19 protein-coding genes are annotated in these 22,262 nt (G+C 74.3%); 8 read left to right on the forward strand and 11 right to left on the reverse strand.

Annotated elements, in window-relative coordinates; genetic code table 11:
* Positions 1 to 100: 100 nt before the first annotated feature.
* Positions 101 to 1,339, reverse strand: a complete 1,239-nt coding sequence (mshC, locus tag AB0B41_RS29320; protein WP_358208989.1) for a cysteine--1-D-myo-inosityl 2-amino-2-deoxy-alpha-D-glucopyranoside ligase — start codon at positions 1,337 to 1,339, stop codon at positions 101 to 103.
* Between the two features lie 53 nt (positions 1,340 to 1,392).
* Positions 1,393 to 2,088: a GntR family transcriptional regulator gene (locus AB0B41_RS29325; protein ID WP_358208991.1), complete on the reverse strand. Its 696-nt coding sequence runs from the start codon at positions 2,086 to 2,088 to the stop codon at positions 1,393 to 1,395.
* 86 nt (positions 2,089 to 2,174) lie between these two features.
* Between AB0B41_RS29325 and AB0B41_RS29330 the strand changes: the two genes are divergently transcribed.
* From AB0B41_RS29330 to AB0B41_RS29350, 5 genes are read left to right on the forward strand one after another with little or no spacing between them, the layout of a single operon-like run.
* Positions 2,175 to 3,572 (forward strand): sugar porter family MFS transporter, encoded by a 1,398-nt coding sequence (locus AB0B41_RS29330; protein WP_358208993.1) that lies wholly within the window; start codon positions 2,175 to 2,177, stop codon positions 3,570 to 3,572.
* Entirely contained in the window at positions 3,569 to 4,486 is a 918-nt protein-coding gene (locus AB0B41_RS29335) for a BadF/BadG/BcrA/BcrD ATPase family protein (protein ID WP_358208995.1), read from the forward strand. The genes AB0B41_RS29330 and AB0B41_RS29335 overlap by 4 nt, the downstream gene beginning before the upstream one ends.
* Positions 4,487 to 4,515: 29 nt before the next feature.
* Positions 4,516 to 5,514 carry an SIS domain-containing protein gene (locus AB0B41_RS29340; RefSeq protein WP_358209041.1) on the forward strand — a complete coding sequence of 333 codons (999 nt, stop codon included), beginning with the start codon at positions 4,516 to 4,518 and terminating at the stop codon, positions 5,512 to 5,514.
* Positions 5,515 to 5,573: 59 nt separating this feature from the next.
* Entirely contained in the window at positions 5,574 to 6,719 is a 1,146-nt protein-coding gene (locus AB0B41_RS29345; protein ID WP_358208997.1) for an N-acetylglucosamine-6-phosphate deacetylase, read from the forward strand.
* A gap of 41 nt (positions 6,720 to 6,760) precedes the next feature.
* A complete protein-coding gene (locus AB0B41_RS29350; RefSeq protein WP_358208999.1) occupies positions 6,761 to 7,561 on the forward strand; it encodes a CPBP family glutamic-type intramembrane protease in 801 nt (266 codons plus the stop codon).
* Between the two features lie 6 nt (positions 7,562 to 7,567).
* Here the strand turns inward: AB0B41_RS29350 and AB0B41_RS29355 are convergent, their stop codons facing one another.
* Together AB0B41_RS29355 and AB0B41_RS29360 are read right to left on the reverse strand one after the other, a co-directional pair.
* A complete protein-coding gene (locus tag AB0B41_RS29355) occupies positions 7,568 to 7,735 on the reverse strand; it encodes a hypothetical protein (RefSeq protein WP_358209001.1) in 168 nt (55 codons plus the stop codon).
* Between the two features lie 82 nt (positions 7,736 to 7,817).
* Positions 7,818 to 8,834, reverse strand: a complete 1,017-nt coding sequence (locus tag AB0B41_RS29360; protein ID WP_358209003.1) for a bile acid:sodium symporter family protein — start codon at positions 8,832 to 8,834, stop codon at positions 7,818 to 7,820.
* A gap of 60 nt (positions 8,835 to 8,894) precedes the next feature.
* Between AB0B41_RS29360 and AB0B41_RS29365 the strand changes: the two genes are divergently transcribed.
* A complete protein-coding gene (locus tag AB0B41_RS29365) occupies positions 8,895 to 9,740 on the forward strand; it encodes a LysR family transcriptional regulator (protein ID WP_358209005.1) in 846 nt (281 codons plus the stop codon).
* A 41-nt stretch (positions 9,741 to 9,781) separates the two neighbouring features.
* Here AB0B41_RS29365 and AB0B41_RS29370 read toward each other — a convergent pair whose 3' ends face one another.
* Together AB0B41_RS29370 and AB0B41_RS29375 are read right to left on the reverse strand one after the other, a co-directional pair.
* Positions 9,782 to 11,752 (reverse strand): VWA domain-containing protein, encoded by a 1,971-nt coding sequence (locus AB0B41_RS29370; protein ID WP_358209007.1) that lies wholly within the window; start codon positions 11,750 to 11,752, stop codon positions 9,782 to 9,784.
* Positions 11,745 to 13,145 (reverse strand): ATP-binding protein, encoded by a 1,401-nt coding sequence (locus AB0B41_RS29375; protein ID WP_358209009.1) that lies wholly within the window; start codon positions 13,143 to 13,145, stop codon positions 11,745 to 11,747. Before AB0B41_RS29375 ends, AB0B41_RS29370 begins: the two co-directional genes overlap by 8 nt.
* Before the next feature lie 793 nt (positions 13,146 to 13,938).
* Here AB0B41_RS29375 and AB0B41_RS29380 point away from each other — a divergent pair.
* On the forward strand, positions 13,939 to 15,327 hold the full coding sequence (locus AB0B41_RS29380) for an FAD-binding oxidoreductase (protein ID WP_358209011.1): 1,389 nt from the start codon (positions 13,939 to 13,941) through the stop codon (positions 15,325 to 15,327).
* A gap of 112 nt (positions 15,328 to 15,439) precedes the next feature.
* Here AB0B41_RS29380 and AB0B41_RS29385 read toward each other — a convergent pair whose 3' ends face one another.
* From AB0B41_RS29385 to AB0B41_RS29400, 4 genes are all read right to left on the reverse strand, one after another.
* Positions 15,440 to 16,342 (reverse strand): M56 family metallopeptidase, encoded by a 903-nt coding sequence (locus AB0B41_RS29385; protein WP_358209013.1) that lies wholly within the window; start codon positions 16,340 to 16,342, stop codon positions 15,440 to 15,442.
* Between the two features lie 29 nt (positions 16,343 to 16,371).
* Complete coding sequence (locus tag AB0B41_RS29390; protein WP_037038825.1) at positions 16,372 to 16,725, reverse strand: BlaI/MecI/CopY family transcriptional regulator; 354 nt, start codon at positions 16,723 to 16,725, stop codon at positions 16,372 to 16,374.
* Positions 16,726 to 16,780: 55 nt separating this feature from the next.
* A complete protein-coding gene (locus tag AB0B41_RS29395; protein ID WP_358209015.1) occupies positions 16,781 to 17,539 on the reverse strand; it encodes a L,D-transpeptidase in 759 nt (252 codons plus the stop codon).
* A 210-nt stretch (positions 17,540 to 17,749) separates the two neighbouring features.
* Positions 17,750 to 18,481 carry an enoyl-CoA hydratase gene (locus AB0B41_RS29400; protein ID WP_358209017.1) on the reverse strand — a complete coding sequence of 244 codons (732 nt, stop codon included), beginning with the start codon at positions 18,479 to 18,481 and terminating at the stop codon, positions 17,750 to 17,752.
* 81 nt (positions 18,482 to 18,562) lie between these two features.
* Here AB0B41_RS29400 and AB0B41_RS29405 point away from each other — a divergent pair, with 81 nt between their 5' ends.
* On the forward strand, positions 18,563 to 20,074 hold the full coding sequence (locus tag AB0B41_RS29405; RefSeq protein ID WP_358209019.1) for an MFS transporter: 1,512 nt from the start codon (positions 18,563 to 18,565) through the stop codon (positions 20,072 to 20,074).
* On the opposite strand, the gene AB0B41_RS29410 is transcribed toward AB0B41_RS29405, so the two are convergent.
* On the reverse strand, positions 20,047 to 22,260 hold the full coding sequence (locus AB0B41_RS29410) for an FUSC family protein (protein ID WP_358209021.1): 2,214 nt from the start codon (positions 22,258 to 22,260) through the stop codon (positions 20,047 to 20,049). The genes AB0B41_RS29405 and AB0B41_RS29410 overlap by 28 nt on opposite strands.
* Positions 22,261 to 22,262 lie beyond the last annotated feature (2 nt).

Here is a 22,262-nt window from a genome sequence, read left to right on the forward strand (position 1 = left end):
ACACCCTAATCGCTTTTGTGGTCCCTGTTCACCCTTGTTTTGCTCTTCATAACTGGGTGTGGCCCCATCCCCCACAACCCCAACACCCCCACTCACAGCGTCAGAGTGCGATGCCGAGCAGGGCGTCGATCGCGGTGCGGGCGAGGGCGGGAGCGGAGGGGTCGGTGCCGCGCCGCTCCAGCGCCTCGGCCGCCCAGGCGTCGACGGCGGCGAGGGCCCGCGGGGTGTCCAGGTCGTCCGCGAGGTGCTCGCGCAGGCTCGCGACCAGCCCGGTCGCATCGGGGGCGGCCTCGAGCGAGACGGCCTCCCGCCACCGCGCGAGCCGGGCCTCGGCCTCGGCCAGCAGCTGGTCCGTCCAGGGCCGGTCCTCGCGGTAGTGCCCGGAGATCAGCGCCGCGCGGACCGCGTTGGGGTCGACGCCCTTCGACCGCAGCTTCGACACGAACACCAGGTTGCCGCGGGACTTCGACATCTTCTCGCCGTCGAGCCCGATCATGCCGCTGTGCACGTAGTGCCGGGCGAACGGGTGGTCCCCGGTCAGCGCCTCGGCGTGCGCCGCCCCGCACTCGTGGTGCGGGAAGATCAGGTCCGAGCCGCCGCCGTTGAGGTCGATCTGGGTGCCGAGCCGGTTGAGCGCGATCGCCGCGCACTCCACGTGCCAGCCCGGGCGGCCGCGGCCCAGGTCGGAGTCCCATGCCGGCTCGCCGGGGCGCTCCATCCGCCAGAGCAGGGCGTCGACCGGGTTGCGCTTGCCGGGCCGGTCCGGGTCGCCGCCGCGCTCGCGCGACAGCCGGACCATCGTCTCCTCGTCGTAGGTCGACTCGTAGCCGAAGTGCCCCGTGGCGGCGGAGTCGAAGTAGACGTCCGGGTACTCGGGGTCGTCGATGCGGTAGGCCGCGCCGCCCGCCAGCAGCTTCTCCACCAGCTCGGCGATCTCCGGGATCGCCTCGACCGCGCCGATGTAGTCCCGCGGCGGGATCACCCGCAGGGCCTCCATGTCCTCGCGGAACAGCGCCGTCTCGCGCATGCCGAGGACCACCCAGTCGTCCTGGTCCCGCTCGGCGCGCTCGAGCAGCGGCTCGTCGATGTCGGTCACGTTCTGGACGTAGTGCACCTCGTGCCCGAGGTCCCGCCACAGCCGGTTGACGAGGTCGAACGCCAGGTAGGTGGCGGCGTGTCCGAGGTGCGTGGCGTCGTACGGAGTGATCCCGCAGACGTACATGGTGGCGGTGGCGCCGGGCGCGGTCGGCCGGACCCGCGCGGTCGAGGTGTCGTACAGGCGGAGCGGCGGTCCGCTCCCCTCGAGCGCGGGGAGGTCGACGGGAGCCCAGGTCTGCATGACGTCCACACTAAATGCTCACGAGGGGTGTTCCGGGCCGTCGCCCGTCACGGTCACACCGTCCGGGCCCGCGCGACGAAGGTGAACCGGTCCCCGCGGTACACCGACCGCGTCCACTCGACGGGCCGGTCGTCGGCCGTGTGGCTCAGCCGCCGGACGAGCAGCAGCGGGTGCCCCGTCTCGACCGCGAGCAGCTCGGCCTCGCGCGGATCGGCCAGCCGGCTCTGCACGGCGTCCTGGACCCGGTCGACCCCACGGCCGTAGGCCTCCCGCAACGTGGCGTAGAGCGAGCCGCGGGCCTCCAGCTCGGCCGCGAGCCCGGGCAGGTCACCGGCGAGCCGGGCGGTCTCCAGGGCGAGCGGCACGCCGTCGACGAGCCGGACCCGTTCGACGACCTGCACCGGGTCCCCGGCCGCGAGGCCCAGCCTGCCCGCGGTCTCGGCGTCGGCCGGCTCGGTGCGGACGTCGAGGATCCGGTTGGCCACGCGCTCGGGCCCCAGGTCGTCGGTGAACGACGTGAGCTGCTGGACCTCGACGAGCAGCGGCTCGGCGATGTAGGTGCCGCTCCCCTGCGTGCGGTCCAGCCGCCCCTCGGTGACCAGCTCCGCGATGGCCTGCCGCACGGTGGTCCGGGACGTGGCGAACCGCTCCGCGAGCTCCCGCTCCGTCGGCAGCGCGGTGCCCGGCGTGCCGGCGTCGACGAGGCCCAGCAGGGCCTGCTTGACCGTCCAGTACCGCGGCACCCGCACGCCGACCCCCTTGACGCTCGAATTGGTCTATGCCAACCTACCAGCCATCGCTTTGGTATAGACCAATCAGAGGGGCTATCACGACCGTGGGATTCATCGGGGAACTGCGCGGCTCGTCGAGGCTGGGACTCCTCGTCGCCGCCTCCGCCGCGACCGTCGGCGTCATCTACGGCTACGACCAGTCGAACATCGCCGGCGCGCTGCTGTTCATGACCGACGAGTTCGGGCTGAGCACGCGCCAGCAGGAGCTGGTGACCACGGCCGTCGTCGTGGGCCAGATCGTCGGCGCGCTGGGCGGCGGCGCGCTCGCCAACCGCGTCGGCCGCAAGTCCGCCATGATCGGCGTCGCCGCGACCTTTGGCCTGTTCTCGCTGCTCTCGGCGCTGTCGGTGAGCGTGCCGATGCTGCTCGTCTCGCGGGTGCTGCTGGGCCTGACGATCGGGGTGTCGATCGTGGTCGCGCCGGTGTTCGTGGCCGAGTCCTCGCCCGCCCGGGTGCGCGGCGGGCTGCTCGTGCTCTACCAGGTGGCCACGGTCGTCGGGATCATCGCCGGCTACCTGGTGGCCTGGGCGCTGGCCGGCACCGGGAGCTGGCGCTGGATGCTCGGCCTCGCGGCCGTGCCCGCCGCGCTGGTCACGCTGATGATCGTGCGGCTTCCGGACACCGCGCGCTGGTACGCCCTGCGGGGCCGGACCGCCGAGGCCCGTGCCGTGCTCGAGCGGCTCGACCCGAGTGCCGACACCGACGCCGCCCTCGCCGAGATCACGGCCGAGACGGGCACCACCGCGCGTCGGGGCGTGTGGCGCGAGATGCTGCGCAAGCCCTACCTGCGCGCCACGCTGTTCGTCGTCGGGCTGGGCTTCTTCATCCAGATCACCGGTATCAACGCGATCGTCTACTACTCGCCGCGGATCTTCGAGGCCATGGGCTTCACCGGCGACGCGGCGCTGCTCGGCCTGCCCGCGCTGGTGCAGGTGGCCGGCCTGGTCGCCGTCGTCGGGTCGCTGGTGACGGTGGACCGGATGGGCCGCAGGCCCGTGCTGCTCGGCGGGATCGGGATCATGGTCCTGGCGAACGTGCTGCTCATCGCGGTGTTCGCCACCGGCGGCGGCACGGTGCTCGGGTTCGTCGGGCTGGTGCTGTTCACCGTGGGCTTCACGTTCGGCTTCGGCTCGCTGGTGTGGGTCTACGCCGGCGAGGCCTTCCCGGCCCGGCTGCGCTCGCTCGGTGCCAGCACGATGCTGACCGCCGACCTGGTGGCCAACGCCGTGGTCGCGGCCGTGTTCCTCACCCTGCTCGACGGGCTCGGCGGCGTCGGGACGTTCGTGGTGTTCGGGGTACTCGCCCTGCTGGCCATGGTGTTCGTGCACCGGTACGCGCCGGAGACGCGCGGCCGGGAGCTGGAGGAGATCCGCCTGTACTGGGAGAACGACGGCCGCTGGCCGGCCGCCCCGAACCACACGGAGCGGGAGACCGCGCGGTGAGCGACCTCCTCGCGCTGGACATCGGCGGCTCGACGACGCGGGCGCTGCGCTGCACGGACGGGCGCCGCCGGTCCTCGGAGACCGGCTCGGCCAACCTCGCCTCCGTCGGCGACGACGAGGCCGGGCGCCGGCTCGACGCGGCGTTCGCCGGGCTCGGCGACCTCACCGGCGTCGAGGCGGTGTGCGCCGGGGCGGCGGGCGCGGACTCCCCCGCCACCGTCGCCCGGTTGACCGCCCTGCTGGCCGCGCGCGTCCCGCACGCCCGGGTGCTGGTCATCCACGACACCCAGCTCATGCTGGCGGCCGCCGGGCTCGACGCGGGCGTCGTGCTGATCTCCGGCACCGGCTCGGTCGCGTGGGGCCGCCGCCCCGACGGCGGGCACTTCCGCGCCGGCGGATGGGGCTACCTGCTCGGCGACGAGGGCAGCGGCTGGTGGGTGGCCCGCGAGGCCGTGCGGCACGCGCTCGCCCGGCACGACCGGGGCCTGCCGCACGACGCCGTGACCGCGGCCCTGCTCACCGGCTGCGGGCTGGAGCGCTGCGACCAGCTGCTCGACCACGTCTACGGGCGGCCCGACCGCCGCTACTGGGCCGCACGGGCCGACGCGGTCGCCGGGCTCGCGCCGGGGGACCCGGCGGCCTCCGCCATCCTCGGCCGCGCCGCCGACGCCCTCGCCGACCTGGCGCGCTGCGTGCTCGACCGGCTCGACCTGCCCGGCCCGGTCGTGCTGGGAGGCGGGTTCGCCGTGCACCGCCCGGTGCTGCAGCGCCTGCTCCTCGACCGCCTGCCCGGCGTGGACCTGCAGGTCCTGCGCACCGATCCCGTCCTCGGCGCGCTGCACCTCGCGCGCGCCCTGATGAGCGCCCCGGACACCCCGGCCGGCGCCGTTCCCGTCCTGGAGGAGACCCCGTGACCACGACCCTGGGCGGCCCCGGTGCGCTGATGGCCTCGGAGACCGCCGAACAGCCCGCGGTGTGGCGACGGCTGCTGGCCGAGTCCGGCCCGTCCGGTGCCTCCGGGGTCGACGCCGCCGCCGCGCTCGTGCGGCGCCGGTCCCCGCGGTTCGTGCTGCTGGTCGCCCGCGGCACCAGCGACCACGCCGCGCTCTACGCGAAGTACCTGGTGGAGATCACGCTCGGGCTGCCCGCCGGCCTGGTCTCGCCGTCGACCTTCACCGCCTACGGCGCCCGGCCGGACCTGCGCGACGTGCTGATGATCGCGGTCAGCCAGTCCGGCGGCTCGCCGGACCTGCTGCGCACGCTGGAGGTCGCGAAGGCCGGCGGCGCGCTCACGGTCTCGGTGACCAACAACGCCGGGTCCGCGCTGGCCACGACCGCCGACGCGCACGTCGACGTCCTCGCCGGTGCGGAGCGCGCGGTGGCCGCCACCAAGTCGTACACCGCCCAGCTCCTGGCGCTGTACCTGCTGCTCGGCGGTGCGCCCTCGTCGGCCGCGCCGCTGCCGGACCTGGGGGCGGGCGTGCTGGATCGGGACGCGGAGATCGCCGCGCTGGCGACCCGGTACCGCTTCGCCGAGCGCATGATCACGACCGGGCGCGGCTACTCGTACCCGACCGCCCGCGAGGCGGCGCTGAAGCTGATGGAGACCGCCTACGTCTCGGCGCAGGCCTTCTCCGGCGCGGACCTGCTGCACGGCCCGCTCGCGCTGGTGGAGCCGCGGGTCCCGGTGCTGACCGTGGTGTCCGCGGGCCGGGGCGGCGAGGCCTTCCGCCCGGTGCTCGACGCCCTCGCCGAGCGCCGCGCCGACGTCCTGACGGTCGGGAGCGCGGCCGCAGGGATCCGGCTCCCGGAGACCTCCGACGCCCTCGCCCCGCTGCTGGAGATCCTGCCCTTCCAACTGCTGGCCCGGCACGTCGCCGTCGACCGCGGCGGCGACCCCGACGCACCCAGGGGCCTGCGGAAGGTGACGGAGACCCTGTGACCCCCGACCCCGTGAGCGGCAACTGCCGCTCTAGCAGCACTTGCCACGCACGACCCTTGGTGAGCAGCGATGTCGCCGTCCTCGCCGCCGACACCGTCGTCCTGCCCGGATCGTGCGGGCCCGGGTGGATCGGCATCGCGGGCGAGCGGATCGTGGCGACGGGGATCGGCCGCCCGCCGCGGCCCGCGGACCGCGAGCTGGGCGCCGCCGTCGTCGTGCCGGGGTTCGTGGACCTGCACGTCCACGGTGGCGGCGGGGCCGCCTACACGACCGGGGACCCGGAGGAGGCCGCCCGCGCGGTGGCCTTCCACCGCGCCCACGGCACCACCACCACGCTCGCGTCGCTGGTCACGGCCACGCCGGAGGTGCTGCGCCGGGCGGTGGCGGCCCTCGCCGGGCTGGTGCAGGAGGGCGAGATCGCCGGCGTGCACCTCGAGGGGCCGTGGCTCGCCGAGGGCCGGTGCGGTGCCCACGACCCGGCCCTGCTGCGCGACCCCGATCCCGCCGAGCTCGACGCCCTGCTGGGCACCGGCGTGGTCCGGATGGTCACGCTGGCGCCCGAGCGGGAGGGTGGGCTCGACGCCGTGCGGCGGGTGGCGGGCTCGGGCGCCCTCGCCGCCGTCGGCCACACCGACGCCGGGTACGCGCTGGTCCGGGCCGCGATCGAGGCCGGGGCGCGGGTCGGCACGCACCTGTTCAACGCGATGGCCCCGCTGCACCACCGCGAGCCCGGGCCCGCCGCCGCCCTGCTCGGCGACCCGCGGGTGACGGTCGAGCTGGTCACCGACGGGCTGCACGTGCACCCCGCGCTGTGGGACCTGGTGCTGGCCTCGGCCGGCCCGTCGCGGGTGGCGGCGGTGAGCGACGCGATGGTCGCCGCGGGCATGCCCGACGGCCGCTACCGGCTCGGCGAGCTCGACGTCCGGGTCGACGGCGGGGTCGCCCGGCTGGCCGGGCGCGGCTCGATCGCGGGCAGCACGGCCACCGGCGACGCCCTGTTCCGGTGCATCGTCGAGAACGCGCCCGACCGGGCGTCGGGCCTGGTCAGGGCCGTGGCGATGACGGCGTCGACGCCCGCGGCGACCCTCGGGCTCCCGGTCGGCGTGCTGGAACCGGGCTGCCGGGCGGACGTCGTCGTGCTGTCGCCCGAACTGGAGGTGCGCGAGGTCTACCGGCGCGGGGCGCCCGTGGCACCGCCCGCGTAGGGCGATGCCGGCCCGGACCGGACGGGCGGACCGTGGGGCTCATGACCGCCCTGGTGCGCCGGCATCGCCTCGTCGCGTTCTTCCTGCTCACCTTCGTACTCTCGTGGTGGGCCTGGCCGTTGCAGGCGGTCGGCCTCGCCCCGGTGGCGCACTGGAGCTGCGGCCCGCTGCTCGCGGCGCTGATCGTGGCCGGGATCGCCGACGGCCGCGCGGGCTACCGGGACCTGGGCGCGCGGCTCGTCCGGTGGCGGGTCGGCGCCGGGCCCTGGGCCTTCGCGATCGTCGTCCCGCTGCTCGTCCTCGCGGTGGCCGTGGCGCTGAACATCGCCGTCTGGGGTGCACCCGCGCCCGACCTCGCCCGGATCGCCTGGGGTGACCTGGCGCTCGTGGCCGCCGTCCGGCTCGTCAACCCGCTCGACGGGCCGATGGGCGAGGAGCCCGGGTTCCGCGGCTACGCCCTGCCGTGGCTGCAGGTCACGCGGACGCCGCTCACGGCCGCGCTGGTCCTCGGGCCGATCGTGGCGCTGTGGCACCTGCCCCTGGTCGTCACCGGGCAGCTGGCCCCGGTCGGCCTGCCGGTGACCGTCGTGATCACGGTCGTGTATGTGTGGCTGTTCGACCGGGCGCGCGGCAGCGTGCTGCTCACCCTCGTCTTCCACGTCCTGCAGGGGACCGTCGGCTACGCCGTGCTCGGCCTCACCGGCGCCGACGCCGCCCGGATGGACCTGCTCACCGGCGCGCTCTGGACGGTGCTCGCCGTGGGCCTCGCGCTCGACCCGCGGATGCGCCGGGCGGCCCCGGACGAGGCGACGGTGACCCGGCTCGCGGCGCGCACCGGCTGACGGCCGTCACCACCAGTCCCGCGGCAGCCGCGCCTCGATGTCCCGGACGTGCGCGCGGGCGCAGGCCGGGCAGAGCGCACTCTCCCGTCCGTCGCGATCCCGCTCGACGCTCCAGGTCAGGCGGTCGGGATCGCCGGGCTCGACCGTCGCCCCGCAGCGCTCACAGGTCCACATGCCGCTCCCCTCCCCCGCGAGCCGGCACTCTCGCGTCACCGAACCACACATTCCCGCTCCCCCGGGATGGCGACTCGCGAGATCAGGCGGGGACGGGCGCGGCGGCCGGCTCCGCCGCGCGGCGGGCCAGCCGGCCGGCGATCGCGGCGCAGGCCATCAGCTGGATCTGGTGGAACAGCATCAGCGGCAGCACGAGCAGGCCGACCTGCGGGCCCGCGAACAGCACGCCCGCCATCGGCAGCCCGCTGGCCAGGCTCTTCTTCGACCCGCAGAACAGGATCGTGATCCGGTCGGCGTGCGGGAACCGGCGCGGAGCGAACCAGGTGATCGCCAGGACGACGCCGAGCAGCACCACGCACGTCGCGAGGAGTGCCCCCAGCGCCACCGGGGACAGCCGCCCCCAGATCCCCTCGACCATGCCCTCGCTGAACGCCGCGTAGACGACCAGCAGGATCGAGCCGCGGTCGACGACCTGCAGGTACTTCTTGTTCCGGGTGACCCAGCCGCCGATCCAGCGGCGCAGGAGCTGGCCGAGCACGAACGGCGCGAGCAGCTGCAGGGCGACGTCGACGATCGCGCCGCCGGAGATACCTTCCTGCCCCGCCGACAGCCCCGACAGCAGCAGGCCGGTGAGCAGCGGGGTGATCACGATGCCGAGCAGGTTGGACAGGGAGGCCGCGCAGATCGCCGCCGGCACGTTGCCGCGCGCCACCGAGGTGAACGCGATCGACGACTGCACCGTCGACGGCAGGCAGCACAGGAACAGCACGCCCAGCTTCAGCTCGGTGGGCAGCACCGCGGACGGGACGAGCTGGATCGCCAGCCCGAGCAGCGGGAAGAGCACGAAGGTCGCCAGCACGACGGTGCCGTGCAGCCGCCAGTGCTTGAGCCCCTCGATCGCCTCACGGGTGGACAGGCGCGCGCCGTAGAGGAAGAACAGCAGGCCGATGGCCACGGTCGTCGCGTGCCCGACGCCGGTCGCGACGGCTCCGCGGGCGGGCAGCAGCGCCGCGATCCCCACCGTGAGGAGGATCAGCACGAGGAAGGTGTCGACCCGGAGGCCCTTGAGCCGCTGCAGCACCCGTCCATCCTCGGACACGAGCGCTCATGCGGAAACACGCACACCGCTCTGTCTGTCATCACGTCCTACGATGACCGGATGCTGGACCCGGTGCTCCTGCGCTCGTTCGTCGCGGTCGCGCGCACGTTGAGCTTCACCCGCGCCGCGGACCGGCTCGCCGTCCGGCAGTCGACGGTGAGCCAGCACGTCCGCAAGCTCGAGGCCGAGGTGGGCCGCACCCTGCTCGCCCGCGACACCCACACCGTCGCCCTCACGCCCGACGGCGAGGCGATGCTCGAGTTCGCCACCACGATCCTCGACACCGGTGAGCGGGCCCTGGCGCACTTCCGCGGCGCACGGGTGCGGGGCCGGCTGCGGTTCGGGGTCTCCGAGGACCTCGTGCTCACCCGGCTGCCGACGATTCTCGCCGGGTTCCGACGTCGACATCCCGAGGTCGACCTGGAGCTCACGGTCGGGCTCAGCGAGACGCTGGAGGCCGAGCTCGACCGCGGCGAGCTCGACCTGCTGTTCGCCAAGCGCTCCCCCGGCCGGACGGGCGGCACGCCGGTCTGGCACGACCGGTTCGTCTGGGTGGCCGCCCCCGGCTATCGGCCCGACGACGACGCGATCCCCCTGGTCAGCTACCCGCCGCCCAGCCTGTCCCGGGCCGCCGCGATCGCGGCGCTGGAGGCCGCCGGACGGCCGTGGCGCATGGCCTGCACCAGCGGATCGCTCTCCGGTCTGCGGGCGGCCGCGCTGGCCGGGCTCGGCGTCGTCGCGCATGCGGAGACGCTGCTTCCCAGCGGCCTCGCACCGGTCTCCGGCCTGCCGCGCCTCGGCGAGTTCGACTTCACCCTGCAGACCGGCCGTCGCAGCCTCACCGCCCCGGCCGAGGCCCTGGCCGGGGCGATCCTGGACAGCGCGGGCACCCTCCGCACACCGTGAGTGGCAATAGTCGCCAGAGCGACTATTGCCACTCACAGGGGTCAGGAGCGGCGCTTCAGGTAGTCGGCCACCACCTCGGCGCCGAGGCCGTCGAGGGTCGGGTTGACCACCCGTCCGCCGACCCGCTTGGCGACGTCGTCCATGAACACCGCCAGGCGCGGGTCGTCGCCCAGCACGAAGAACGTGAACGCCGCCTGGAGCGAGGCCAGCTTGTCGAGCTCCCCGATCGTCGCCCGCAGTGTGAAGGGGCTGGGCGGGTAGTCGAAGTAGGCCTCGCCGTCGGGCTCCAGGTGGGCCGTCGGCTCGCCGTCCGTGACCACGAGCACCACCGGGGTGGCGTCCGAGTTCTTGCGCAGGTGCTGCCCGGCCAGCAGCAGGGCGTGGTGCAGGTTGGTGCCCTGCGCGTACGCGCCCTCCAGGCCCACCAGCTCCCCCAGCTCGACGGACTGCGCGTGCCGCCCGAAGGTCACGAGCTGCAGTGCGTCCCCGCGGAACCGGGTGGAGATGAGCTGGTGCAGGGCCAGCGCCGTGCGCTTCATCGGCACCCAGCGGCCCTCGGCGACCATCGACCAACTCGTGTCGACCAACAACGCGACGGCCGCCCGGGTGCGCTGCTCGGTCTCGACGATCTCCACGTCACTGACGTCGAGCGCCCGCGGGTCGCCGCCGGCCCGCCGCAGCTGGGCGTTGAGCAACGTCCGCGGCACGGACCAGGCCTCGGTGTCGCCGAAGGCCCACGGCCGGGTCGCCCCGGTCGTGTCGCCCGCCGCACCGGCCCGGCGGGTGTCCCGCTGCCCGCTGCGGCCGGAGAGCTGCTCGGCGACGTCCCGCAGGATCGACTGCCCCAGCCGGCGCAGCGCCTTGGGGGACAGCAGGAGCGACCCGTCGGCGGCCCGCTCGAACAGGCCCTGCCGCTGCAGCTCGCGCTCCAGCTGGGCCAGCGTGCGGGCGTCGACGCCGGCCTGCTCACCCAGCATCTCGGTGAGCGCGTCGAGGTCGATGTCGTCGAGCCGGGCGCCCGGGTAGCTCTGCGAGAGCTGTTCGGCCAGCGAGTCGAGCTGCCCGAGCTCCTCGAGCGCGCGGGTGGCCTCACCCATGCCCATCGGGTTCTCCCCGCGGAACCGGCCGGACCCCTCCCAGTCCTCGCCCGGCCGCATGGCCTGCAGCTGGGCGTCGAGCCGGGCCATCTGCTGGGCCAGCCGCGGGTCGCCGAAGGCCTGCTGCGCCAGCTCCATCAGCTCCGCGCGCTGCTCGGCGGACATCGAGTTGAGCATCCGCTGCGCCGCCGCGGCCCGCTGCGCCAGCAGGTCCGCCAGCTCGTCCGTGTTCTGCGGGTTCTCGGGGAAGAAGTCCCCGTGCTTCTGCATGAACTCGCGGAACTCGTCCGTGGTGTCCTGGCCGGCCGCGTGGTGCTCGAGCAGGTCGTTGAGATCCGACATCATCTCGTGGATCCGCTCGACGTCCTCGGGCGTCGCGTTCTCCATCGCCTGCTTCATGCCCTGGAAGCGCTGGTCGAGCATCTCCCGGCCGAGCAGGTCGCGGATGTCCTCGTAGGCCTGCCGGGCCTCGGCGGACCGCCAGTCGTACTCGTTGAGCTCGCGGACGGCGCCGCCGGTGTCGTTGGGCAGCGCGTCGAGCTGCATCTCGCGGAACCGGGCGTCGTCGGAGTCCTCGTTGCCCAGCGACTCCCGCTCGGCGTCGAGGGCGCGCTGCAGCAGCTCGCGGACCTCCTGCAGCGTGCCGTCGAGCCGGTTGTCGCGCTGCAGGTCCCGGCGACGCTGCCAGACCTGGCGGGTCAGGTCGTCGAGCCCGCGTCGGCCGTCGAGGCCCCTCCGGAGCAGCTCCTGCAGAGCCTGACGCGGCGAGGACCCCTCCATGACGTCCCGGCCGATCTGGTCCATCGCCGACCGGATGTCGAACGGCGGGGCGAGCGGGTCCGGCCCGCCGGCGTACGGGCCGTACGCGTAGCGCAGCCTCCTGGCGCGCCTCCTCCCGCCCGCCCGGTCAGCCATATTCGACCGTCTCTCCGTCGTCGGTCTCGTCCTTGGCGAGCTTGCGGGTGAGGAACAGGTACTCCAGGGCCAGCTCCGCGGCGCTCGCCATCGGGCCGGGGTCCTCGGTGCCCTCGGCGCCGAGCCGCTTCGCGACCTCGGTCAGTGAGTCGACCGTCGGCAGCTTGGCGACGACCTCGGCCGCCGGCACCCGCTCGCCGGTGCGGACCGGGCGGGTGGCCACCTCGTCGGCCAGCTCGCCTAGGTCGACCCCGCGCAGCGCGAACCGGGCGGTGTCGGCGGTGGCCCGGCGCAGCAGGTGCTCGAGGATCTCCTCCTCGCGGCCCTCCTCGCCGGACTCGAACTCGATCTTGCCGCGGAGCACGACGGGCACGGCCTCGAGGTCGACGGGCCGGGCGTAGGCGCGGGCCTCCCCGGTCAGCGCCGCGCGGCGCAGGGCGGCGGCGGCGACGGTCTCGGCGGCCGCCACGGCGAACCGCGCGGACACGCCGGAGCCCTGGTCGACCGCGCTCGACTCGCGCAGGTGCCGGGTGAACCGGGCGACGACCTCGATCAGGTGCCGCGGCACCTCCGCGGCCAGGTGGGCCTCCTGGACCACGAGGTCGACCTCGTCGGACACCTCGAGCGGGTAGTGCGTGCGCACCTCCGCGCCGAAGCGGTCCTTGAGCGGGGTGATGATCCGGCCGCGGTTCGTGTAGTCCTCGGGGTTCGCGCTCGCCACGAGGAGCACGTCGAGCGGCAGGCGCAGCGTGTAGCCGCGGACCTGGATGTCCCGCTCCTCCATGACGTTGAGCAGCGCGACCTGGATGCGCTCGGCGAGGTCGGGCAGCTCGTTGATCGCCACGACGCCGCGGTGCGCCCGCGGCACGAGGCCGAAGTGGATCGTCTCCGGGTCGCCCAGCGAGCGGCCCTCGGCGACCTTGACGGGGTCGACGTCGCCGATCAGGTCGGCGACGGCGGTGTCCGGGGTGGCGAGCTTCTCGGTGTACCGCTCGGACCGGTGCACCCAGGCGACGGGCAGGTCGTCGCCCAGCTCGGCCGCGCGCCGGACGGTCCCGGGCGCGATGGGCTCGTACGGGTGCTCGCCGAGCTCGGAGCCCTCGACGACGGGGGTCCACTCGTCGAGCAGGTTGGCGATGGACCGGAGCAGGCGGGTCTTGCCCTGGCCGCGCTCGCCGAGCAGCACGACGTCGTGGCCGGCGATCAGGGCGCGCTCCAGCTGCGGGAGCACGGTGGACTCGAAGCCGACGATCCCCGGCCAGGGGTCGCGGCCCTCGCGGAGGGCGGCGAGGAGGTTGTCGCGGATCTCGGTCTTGACGCCCTTGAGCTGGTGCCCGGAGGCACGGAGGGCGCCGAGGGTGCGGGGAAGATCGGAAGGTGCGGTGAACGGCACGTCCTCCACGCTACGCCCGCGTCATGATTACCGCGCAACGTTTCGGCGTTTCCGCTGTTCAGGAGGGGTCCCGTCGCGCGGATCGGGGCGGGATCAGATCGGCATCGCGCTCGGGAAGCGGGTGCGGAAGTCCAGGATGCGCACCTGCTCGGGTGCGACCGCGATGCGCCACATCTCGACCTCGGGCGGGAACCGGCTCACCCACGCCGCGCCTTGATCCGGGCCGAAATATCGTTCGGCGGCCTTCGCGTACTCGGGCGGGCCGGGATCCTGGACGACAACAGCTCACGGGCCACCGGATCGTCGAGGGCCGCGCGAGCCCTCGTGCTGTGGACGGCAGGGTCCGACGACATGTTCATGCACCCACCCGACTGACCCTCGGCGGCGGCAGAGGGCAAGGCTCGCCGCGCTCGGTCGCCCACGCAATACGGAGGAGTACGTACGGACTCTCCAGGCGTGCGTCACGGCACCGCCACGAGCAGGAGGAGCGGGCCGCACTCGCTCCCGCGCTGTCCGTGGTCTGCACGAACACGCCGTCGGTGGTTCCCAAACGCAGGTTGACGACGATCTCACCGGGTGGGGACCGGGTCTTGTCACTGAGCGAAGCCGACCAGCGTCGTTGCGGGAGCGGTCTCAGGGGTGCGTGTTCTGCGTATTGCGTGACGGCGGCATGAGGAGCCCACTGGGCCGGCGCGGGAGGCTGGGCGTCGTGGGCCGACGGGACATCGGGTCGCGCCGGGCGTCTGGCGCGGCGGGGTGCCGCCGGTTGGAGCCGCGGGCGGGGAGGGTCTCGATGACGCGGAGTGTGGAGCTGGGCGAGCTGAGGTCGGCGATGACCGGACCGGTGTTCGACCCGACCTCGCCGGACTACGACGAGGTGCGCAAGATCTGGAACGCCGACCACGACCTGCGGCCCGCGGTCGTGGCGCGGTGCGCCTCGGCCGCCGACGTGGCAGCCGCCGTGAGGTTCGCGCGAGAGCAGGGCCTGGAGATCGCCGTCCGGGGCGGGGCGCACAGCTTCCCGGGCCTGTCGTCCGTCGACGACGGGCTGGTGATCGACCTGAGCCCGCTCGACGAGGTCAGCGTCGACGCCCCGCGCAGACGGGCGACGGTCGGCGGAGGGGCGTTGCTCGCCGATGTCGACTCCGCCACCCAGGAACACGGCTTGGCTCTGCCGACCGGCATCGTGAGCCACACCGGCATCGGCGGCCTGGCGCTCGGTGGAGGACTGGGCTGGCTGACCCGGCTGGGCGGGCTCACCAGCGACAACCTGCTGTCCGCTCAGGTGGTGACCGCCGACGGTCACGTGGTGCGTGCCTCGGAGGACGAGAACTCCGAGCTGTACTGGGCGCTCCGCGGCGGGGGCGGCAACTTCGGAGTCGTCACCCGGTTCGAGTTCCGACTGCACGAGGTCGGACCGACGATTCACTTCGGGCTCCTGTTCTGGGGCCTGGAGCAGGGCGCCGAGGTGCTGCGGCTTGCTCAGCGGCTGAACGGGAACCTTCCGCGCGACCTGTACATCATGCCCGGCGGAGTGCATGCCCCTCCGGAGGAGTTCGTGCCCGAGCAGTACCGACTGCAGCCCGGCTACGTGTTGATGATCGCCGGGTTCGGGGGCGAAGAGGAGCACGCCGAGCTGGTGGCCCAGGTGTGCGAGGAGCTTCCGCCTCTCTTCGAGTTCGTGACCCCGATGCCGTACACCGCGCTGCAGCAGTTGTTCGACGAGGCTGCCGGGTGGGGCCAGTACAACTACGAGAAGAGCCTCTACCTCGAGAACCTCACCGAGGACGCCATCTCGGTCATCGTGGAGAGGTTGCCGCACAAGAGCTCGCCGCTGTCGTTCGTCCTGATGTACCGGTTGGACGAGGAGTACTGCGCGCTCGGAGAGAGGGAGACGGCGTTCGGCGGCGGTCGCAGCGCCAGGTACGGGTTCTTCATCATCGCCACGTCTGCCACGCCCGAGCTGTTCGTCGCCGATCGGGCGTGGGCGCGGGAGTTCTTCGAGGCGATCCGGCCGCTGAGCATGGGCGACGCGACCTACGTCAACGCGTTGGCCGTGGACGACCTGGACCGCATGCGAGCGTCCTACGGCGAGGCGAAGCTGGAGCGACTGGCCCGGATCAAGGCGCAGTACGACCCGGGCAACATCTTCCACCGGAACGTCAACATCAAGCCGCTCTGACATCGCGAGGACCTGTGGCCGGGCTTCCGGCCACCGGTCGCGCAGAGTTCAGCGTCTGCGCAGGTCAGACGGGGTCGTGAGCGCCGAGTGCTGCTCTAGGGGCAGTCGGCACTCACAGGAGGAGCAGCACCGTCGGGACCGCCACCAACGCGAGTGCCCCGAGCCGGACGGCCATGCGGGAGTACCAGGGCAGTGGGCAGGGGTGGGCGGTGATGCGCTCGATGCGGGCGTCGAGGGCGTCGGTGAAGGAGCTGAGCGCCGCGGCGGGGGCGGAGCCGCCGACCGTCTTGAGCGCCCCGACGAGCTCGTGCGGCTCGGAGCGGCAGGCCGCCACGTCGTCCGCCCGCATCTCGATCAGCTCGGCCACCGCGACCTGGGCGCAGACCATCCCGCGCACGAACGGGGCCGTGGCGCCCCAGGCGACGAAGGGCAGGACCACCAGGTCGTGCCGCTCCCGCAGGTGCGACTTCTCGTGGGCGAGGACCGCCCACACCTCCTCCGGCGACAGGGCCTCCAGGACCCCGGCCGAGACCACGAGCCGGGAGCTGCGCCCGGGCAGGCAGTAGGCGACGGGCTGGGGATGATCGAGCACCCGAGTACCGGGCGAGTCCGGCCAGGGCGTGGCCAGCACGTCGAGCAGGTCCCGGTGCCGCCGGCGGGCGCGGACGGTGCGCAGGTACATCGTGCCCAGCACCCACACCAGCCGCGCGCCCACGCCGAGCGCGACGATCATCGCGATCAGGTGGACGGCGTCGAGCCGGTCCGGCCAGTGGCCTTCGTTCCACTCCGTGAACAGCGTGCCGACGGCCGTCGGGAGGGAGTCGCCGAGGGGGGACAGCCCGTAGACGACCCCCGACCCGACGAGCGAGAGCCCGCCGGCCAGGCCGATCGCCTGCCACACGAGCAGCGCGCCCACGGGGTCGCGCCGGGTCCAGCGCGCCCGGGCGAAGGCACGGCTGACCGGCTCGGCGAGGAGGACACCGAGCACCAGGAGGCCGAGCGCCGCGAGCGCCATCGGCCCATTGTCCGGGAGACCGGGCGGGACTAGTCGAGCAGGTCCCGCAACTTGCGCCGCTCCTCGTCCGGGATCGAGCCGAGGAAGCGGGCGAGGGCGGCCCCGCGGTCCGGGGCGCCGTCGAGCGCGTCGTTCATCAGCTCGGCGACGTGGTCCTCGCGGCTCGCCGTGGCGCGGTAGTGGTGCGCCCGCCCGTCCCGCGTGCGGACGACGAGCTGTTTGCGCTCGAGGCGGCCCAGCACCGTGAGCACGGTCGTGGTGGCGAGCTCGCGATCGGCGAGCGCCTCCTGCACATCGCGGGCGGTCAGCGCGCCCCGTCCTTCGTGGGCTGCGGCCCAGAGGACCTCCATGACCGCACGTTCCAACTCACCCAGGCTCGGCACAGGATCGATTCTACTCGACGTAGAAGCCGACCGGCGCCAGCACTTAGGGTGTCCTTCACGTGACCTGTACCTCGTCGCCGACCTGGAGGTGGGTGAAGAAGGCCTTCGCGTCGGCCTCGAGGAGTTTCACGCAGCCGGCCGACGGCGTGTCCTGCCGGCCCTGGTGGAAGGCGATGCCACCGGGGGCGAAGAACACCGAGTACGGCATCTGCACCAGGTACTCGCGGCTCGTGTACTGCTCGGCCTTCCACTGCACCGAGAAGGTGCCGACCGGGGTCGGGTCCTCCTGGTCGCCGGTCTGCACCTGCACCGGACCGCGGACGACCGTGCCGCCGTCCATCAGCCACGCCTTGCGGCCGGCCACGTCGACGCTGGCTCGGGCCGTCGCCGTGCACGGGGTGCCGGCGACGCCGTTCGGGTAGGCCGTGGGGGCCTCGCCGCGGGCGCCGGACGAGCCCGACGACGCGGCCGGGGCCGCCGCGCCCAGCCGGGCCGGCGCACCGGTGCCGGTGTCCGCAGCGCCCCCGGTGCTCGCGGTGTCCGCGGCCTCGTCGGTGCCCGATCCCGGGTCCGGCGCCGTGGTCGCGTCCTCGTGCGTGCCCTCGGCCGGCTCGCTCTCCTCGGCGTCCGACGTGGGCGACGGGTCGAGCAGGCCACCCAGCGAGGGCACCGCCGGGCGGGCGTCCGGCCGGGCCGCCGCGGGCCCGAAGCCGACGAGTCCGACCACGAGGGCGACCACCCCCGCCACCACGGCGCCGCTCACCGCCGCGGGGCGCGCCCGCCCGGCTGCCCGCCGTCCGTCCTGCCGGACCATCCTCACCTCACCTGCCGCACGTCCTTCCCTGCTCAACGACCGGGCGCCGGGGCGGGTGACGGCCGGGGCCGCGCCGAGGTGACGATCCGTCGACATCGAGACCTTCGGGTGAGACGGAGACATCACCCTCACGACCACCCGGCCGATTCGGCTACCCGGAGTGGTCGAACAAGACCGAACGGACCAGTGATGGTGGCGGATGGCCCAGCGTCAGCGGCCCTCGTACGCCGGCACCCGCTTCTCCGACCGCGCCGTCCGGCCCTCCTCGAGGTCCGCGCTGCGCCAGCAGCCCTCGAAGGCGTCGGTGAGGAGGGGGTCCTCCTCACCCAGCTCGACGCGGTCGAGCACGAGCTTGTTGTAGGCCAGGGTGAGGGGCGCGAGGCCGGCGAGCTCCGCGGCGAGGGCCCGGGCGTCGTCGACGGTGCCGAGGCGGTCGACGAGGCCGCGGTTCAGGGCCAGCTCGGCGCCGACGGTGTCGCAGGCGAGCAGGAGCGCGCGGGCCGTGGCACCGCCCGCGACCTGCGCGAGCCGGCGGATCGTCCACGGGTTGACGGCCAGCCCGAGCCGCGCCGTGGGCAGCGCGAAGACCGCGCCCTCGGCGGCGACGCGCAGGTCGCAGGCGATGGCGAGCTGCGTGCCGGCCCCGATCGCCGGACCGTTGACGGCGGCGACCACGGGCACCGGCAGGGAGTGCACGGCCCCGAGGGCGGCGTGCAGCGCGTCCCGGAAGCCCTCGCCGTAGACCTCGCCGAAGTCGGCGCCGGAGCAGAAGCTGGTGCCGGTCCCGGTGACCACGACCGCCCGGACCGCGGCCGCCCGCAGCTCCTCGGCGGCGGCCACGATCCGCCCGCAGGTCTCGACGTTGAGCGCGTTGCGCCGCTCCGGCCGGTCCAGCTCGAGCACGCCGACCCGGTCCGCCCCGACCGTCACGTTGACCGCCACGTCCACACTCTCCCTCGCCCGCCGACCGACCGGCCGAGATTACGAGGTGCGGGTGCGGTCCCCCGGGCTAGGGTCCGGCCCATGGCGGAGCACGTGCTGCGGATGGGGACTCGGGCCGGGCGCTGGGTGCTGCTCACGACCGTCCTCGGCTCCAGCCTCGCGATGCTCGACGGCACGGTGGTCAACGTGGCCCTCGCGCACATCGGCGAGGACCTCGACGCGGGCTTCACCGGGCTGCAGTGGACCGTCAACGCCTACACCCTCAGCCTGGCCTCGCTGATCCTGCTCGGCGGGTCCCTCGGCGACCGCTACGGGCGGCGCCGGATCTTCGTGATCGGTGTCGTGTGGTTCGCGCTGGCCTCCCTGGCCTGCGGGCTCGCCCCGAACATCGAGACCCTGGTGGCGGCGCGGGCGCTGCAGGGGGTCGGCGGGGCGCTGCTCACCCCGGGCAGCCTCGCGATCATCTCCGCGTCGTTCCACGGCAAGGACCGGGCGGCCGCCGTGGGGGCGTGGTCCGGGCTCGGCGGCATCGCCGGCGCGGTCGGGCCGTTCCTCGGCGGCTGGCTCGTGGAGTGGACCTGGCGCGCGGTGTTCCTGCTCAACCTCCCGCTGGCGGTCGTCGTCGTGACGGTGGCGCTGCGCCACGTGCCGGAGAGCCGGGACGTGGCGGCGGCGCCCGGGCTGGACCTCTCCGGCACGGCGCTGGCGGTGGCCGGGCTCGCGGGCCTGACCTGGTCGCTCACCCAGCTGGGCGCCGGGGTGCAGTCGGCCGCGGTGTGGACCGCGCTGGCCGTCGGGATCGGGGCGCTGCTGGTGTTCGTGCTGGTGGAGCGACGCTCCCGGCACCCGCTCGTGCCGCCGGTGCTGTTCGAGGACCGGGTCTTCACGGCGGCCAACGTCGTGACCCTGCTCGTGTACGCCGCCCTCGGGGCGGTGTTCCTGCTGCTGGTGCTGCAGCTGCAGATCGTGGCCGGGTTCCCCCCGATCCTCGCGGGCGCCGGGCTGCTGCCCGTCACCGTCGTCATGCTGCTGTTCTCGTCGCGGTCCGGGGCGCTCGCCGAGCGGATCGGGCCGCGGATCCCGATGACCGTCGGGCCGATCCTCGCCGCCTGCGGGCTGCTGCTCATGATGCGCATCGGGCCGGCGGCGTCCTGGCTGTTCGACGTGCTGCCCGCGGTGCTGGTCTTCGCCGCGGGCCTCACGCTCACCGTCGCCCCGCTCACCGCGACCGTGCTCGACGCCGCGCCCGACCGTTACGCGGGGGCCGCGTCCGGGGTGAACAACGCGGTGGCCCGCGCCGCCGGGCTGCTCGCCGTCGCCGTGATCCCCGGGGTGGCCGGCATCGGCAACGCCGACTACTCCGACCCCGTGGCCTTCAACGCGGGGTTCCACACGGCGCTGCTGATCGGGGCGGCACTGCTGGTGCTGGGTGGGCTCGTCTCGGCGCTGACGATCCGCAGCCGGCTGCGCGTGGAGCCGGAACCGCAGGCCGAGCCCCTCGGGCCGCCGTTGGAGCGGATCCCGCTCGAGCGCTGCGCGCACTGCGGGATCTCGGCCCCGCAGGCCTACCCGCGCGACTCCGCGGGTTCCTGAGCCCGCGCGGGCCCGCCCGCCAGGTCCCCCGCGAACCCGACGACGACCTGGTCGATCCGCCGCAGCGGCCGGACCGCCGTGAGCAGGTCCCGGCGCAGCCCGGGGTCGTCGCAGCGCGAGGCCCACGCCTCGGCCTCGTCGACGAGGTCCTCGGCCGACACGATCCCGTCCGTCCCGGCCGGCCCGCCGGGCCGCAGCAGCTCGCCGAGGCCGGCGATGTTGGCCCGGATCCGCTCGACGGCGGGGTCGAGCGTCGGCGCCCACCCCGGGACGACGATCCGGTCCGACAGCCGCGCGAGCGCGCGGGTGTAGTGGTCCACGGCCGTCAGTACCCGCAGGGCGCGCTGGTAGCTGCCCCGGCCGTGGCGGCGCGGCAGCGGGTTGTCCAGCGGCTTCGCCCGCTGCCGCAGCGTGCCGAGCTTCTCGTCGGCGATACGGGCGAGCTCGACCGGCAGGCCGGTGGGCGGGCGCCCGGTCAGCCGGTCGACCGTGGCCTCGAGGGCCTCGTCGAGGGCGAGCACGGTGTCGTCGAGCGCCTCGCGGAACGCGACCCGGGTGTGCTTGGGCAGGATGACGAGCGCGGCCAGGGCGCCGAGCGCGCCGCCGACCGCCGTCTCGATCACCCGCAGCACGAGCGTCTCGACCGAGAACTGCCCGATCAGGCCGTAGAGCAGGGCGAGCACCGCGGTGATCCAGAAGGCGAGCAGCCCGACGGAGATCCGGAACAGGTAGAGCGCGAGGAACACGCACGCGGCCAGCAGGATCAGCGTCGGTACGGCCCGGCCGCCGACGGCGAAGGCCAGCAGCATCCCCGCGACGACCCCGCCGACGGTCCCGATCAGCCGCTGCCAGCCGCGGGCGAGGACGTCCCCGCGGCTCGCCGTGCCCGCGAAGACGACGAACGCCGCGATCACCGCCCAGTACCAGCGGGACGGGGAGATCAGCTCACCGGCCACGATGGCGAGGCTGGTCGCCACCCCGACCTGCACGGCCTGCCGGGTGGACAGCGCGATCCGGTCGACGGGCCGGCCCGGGATCTCCTCCTCGTCGGCGGGCTCCTCGCTCTGCTCGGCCAGCGTGATCGGCGCGGGGAGGGCGCTCTCGCCGCCCTCCAGCGCGTCGGCCAGCCGGATGACCGCGAACGCCACCCGCTGCTCGCGGGGCCGCGCACCGCTGTGTTCCTCGGCGAGCTCCTCGACGCTGCGCCGCGCCCCGGCGAGGACCGCCCCGCGCATCGCCTCCGGCGCCCCGGTCGCGGTGGCCGAGGCGAGCCCGCGCACGCCGTCGAGCAGCGCCTCCCGCACCTCGGGCTCGAGCGCGCCCGGCCGCTCGGGGTCGTCGGCCAGCCGGCGGGTCGAGACCGCGAGCCGCTCGGCCGCCAGCTCCAGGTCGGCGACGGCGAGGGACAGCGCGCGCCGGGGGTCGTCCTCGCCGGCCTCCTCGTCGGGGTCCTCCCGCTCGTCGCGCAGCTGCTCGATCCGGTCGACGACCAGCAGCACCGTGTCGTTCAGCCGGGTGCGGCGGCGGTGCAGGTCCCGCAGCGCGGCGTCGATGTCCTTCTTGTCGTCCGCGGGCGCCTCGAGGACGTCGATCACGGCCAGGCAGAGGGCGTGCACGTGCGCCCGGACCGCGCGGAGCAGGTCGTCGAGCACCTTCTCCGGCTTCTCGGCGAACACGAAACCCCGCAGCAGCAGCGTCGACCCGAAGCCGACGCCCACGGCCGCCAGCAGGGTGGGCAGCTGCTCCGGCTTCGCCTGCAGGAACTGGGTGAAGAAGTAGGGCATGAACATCGCCATGCCGAGCGCCATCCCGCGCGGGCCGTACCGGCGGATCCACACCGCCACCATCATGACCAGCACGAACACCGTGTCCGAGACGAGCCGGTGCTCGGCCAGCAGGGTGCCGAGGACGGTCGCCACAGCAGCGGGCAGCACCATCAGCGCGGTGGTGACGCGGCGCCGGCCGAGCTCCGGCTCGTTCACCGACAGGTTGCTGACCATCGCCAGCACCGCCGCGAACACGACGACGGTGACGGGCTGACCGGTGACTGCGCGGACGACGGACATGAGGGCGACGGCGAGCACCATGGCCGCCGTCGCCACCCCGGCCAGGCGCAGCCGGCCCAGCCCGGGGTCCACGCCCGTCACCCAGGTGCGCAGCTCCCCGATCCACGCCCGCCCGCGCACGG

Origin of the sequence: Pseudonocardia sp. NPDC049154 (assembly GCF_040648315.1) — a bacterium.
In the GTDB taxonomy this organism is placed as follows: Bacteria; Actinomycetota; Actinomycetes; order Mycobacteriales; family Pseudonocardiaceae; genus Pseudonocardia.

What these genes read in the sequence shown, in the direction of transcription:
- AB0B41_RS29405 (WP_358209019.1), top strand. Translation starts at nt 18,563, where the DNA reads ATGGCGGAGCACGTGCTGCGGATGGGGACTCGGGCCGGGCGCTGGGTG.
- AB0B41_RS29370 (WP_358209007.1), bottom strand. Translation starts at nt 11,752, where the DNA reads ATGGCTGACCGGGCGGGCGGGAGGAGGCGCGCCAGGAGGCTGCGCTAC.
- AB0B41_RS29350 (WP_358208999.1), top strand. Translation starts at nt 6,761, where the DNA reads ATGACCGCCCTGGTGCGCCGGCATCGCCTCGTCGCGTTCTTCCTGCTC.
- AB0B41_RS29380 (WP_358209011.1), top strand. Translation starts at nt 13,939, where the DNA reads ATGACGCGGAGTGTGGAGCTGGGCGAGCTGAGGTCGGCGATGACCGGA.
- AB0B41_RS29395 (WP_358209015.1), bottom strand. Translation starts at nt 17,539, where the DNA reads ATGGTCCGGCAGGACGGACGGCGGGCAGCCGGGCGGGCGCGCCCCGCG.
- mshC (WP_358208989.1), bottom strand. Translation starts at nt 1,339, where the DNA reads ATGCAGACCTGGGCTCCCGTCGACCTCCCCGCGCTCGAGGGGAGCGGA.
- AB0B41_RS29340 (WP_358209041.1), top strand. Translation starts at nt 4,516, where the DNA reads ATGGCCTCGGAGACCGCCGAACAGCCCGCGGTGTGGCGACGGCTGCTG.
- AB0B41_RS29365 (WP_358209005.1), top strand. Translation starts at nt 8,895, where the DNA reads ATGCTGGACCCGGTGCTCCTGCGCTCGTTCGTCGCGGTCGCGCGCACG.
- AB0B41_RS29385 (WP_358209013.1), bottom strand. Translation starts at nt 16,342, where the DNA reads ATGGCGCTCGCGGCGCTCGGCCTCCTGGTGCTCGGTGTCCTCCTCGCC.
- AB0B41_RS29355 (WP_358209001.1), bottom strand. Translation starts at nt 7,735, where the DNA reads ATGTGGACCTGTGAGCGCTGCGGGGCGACGGTCGAGCCCGGCGATCCC.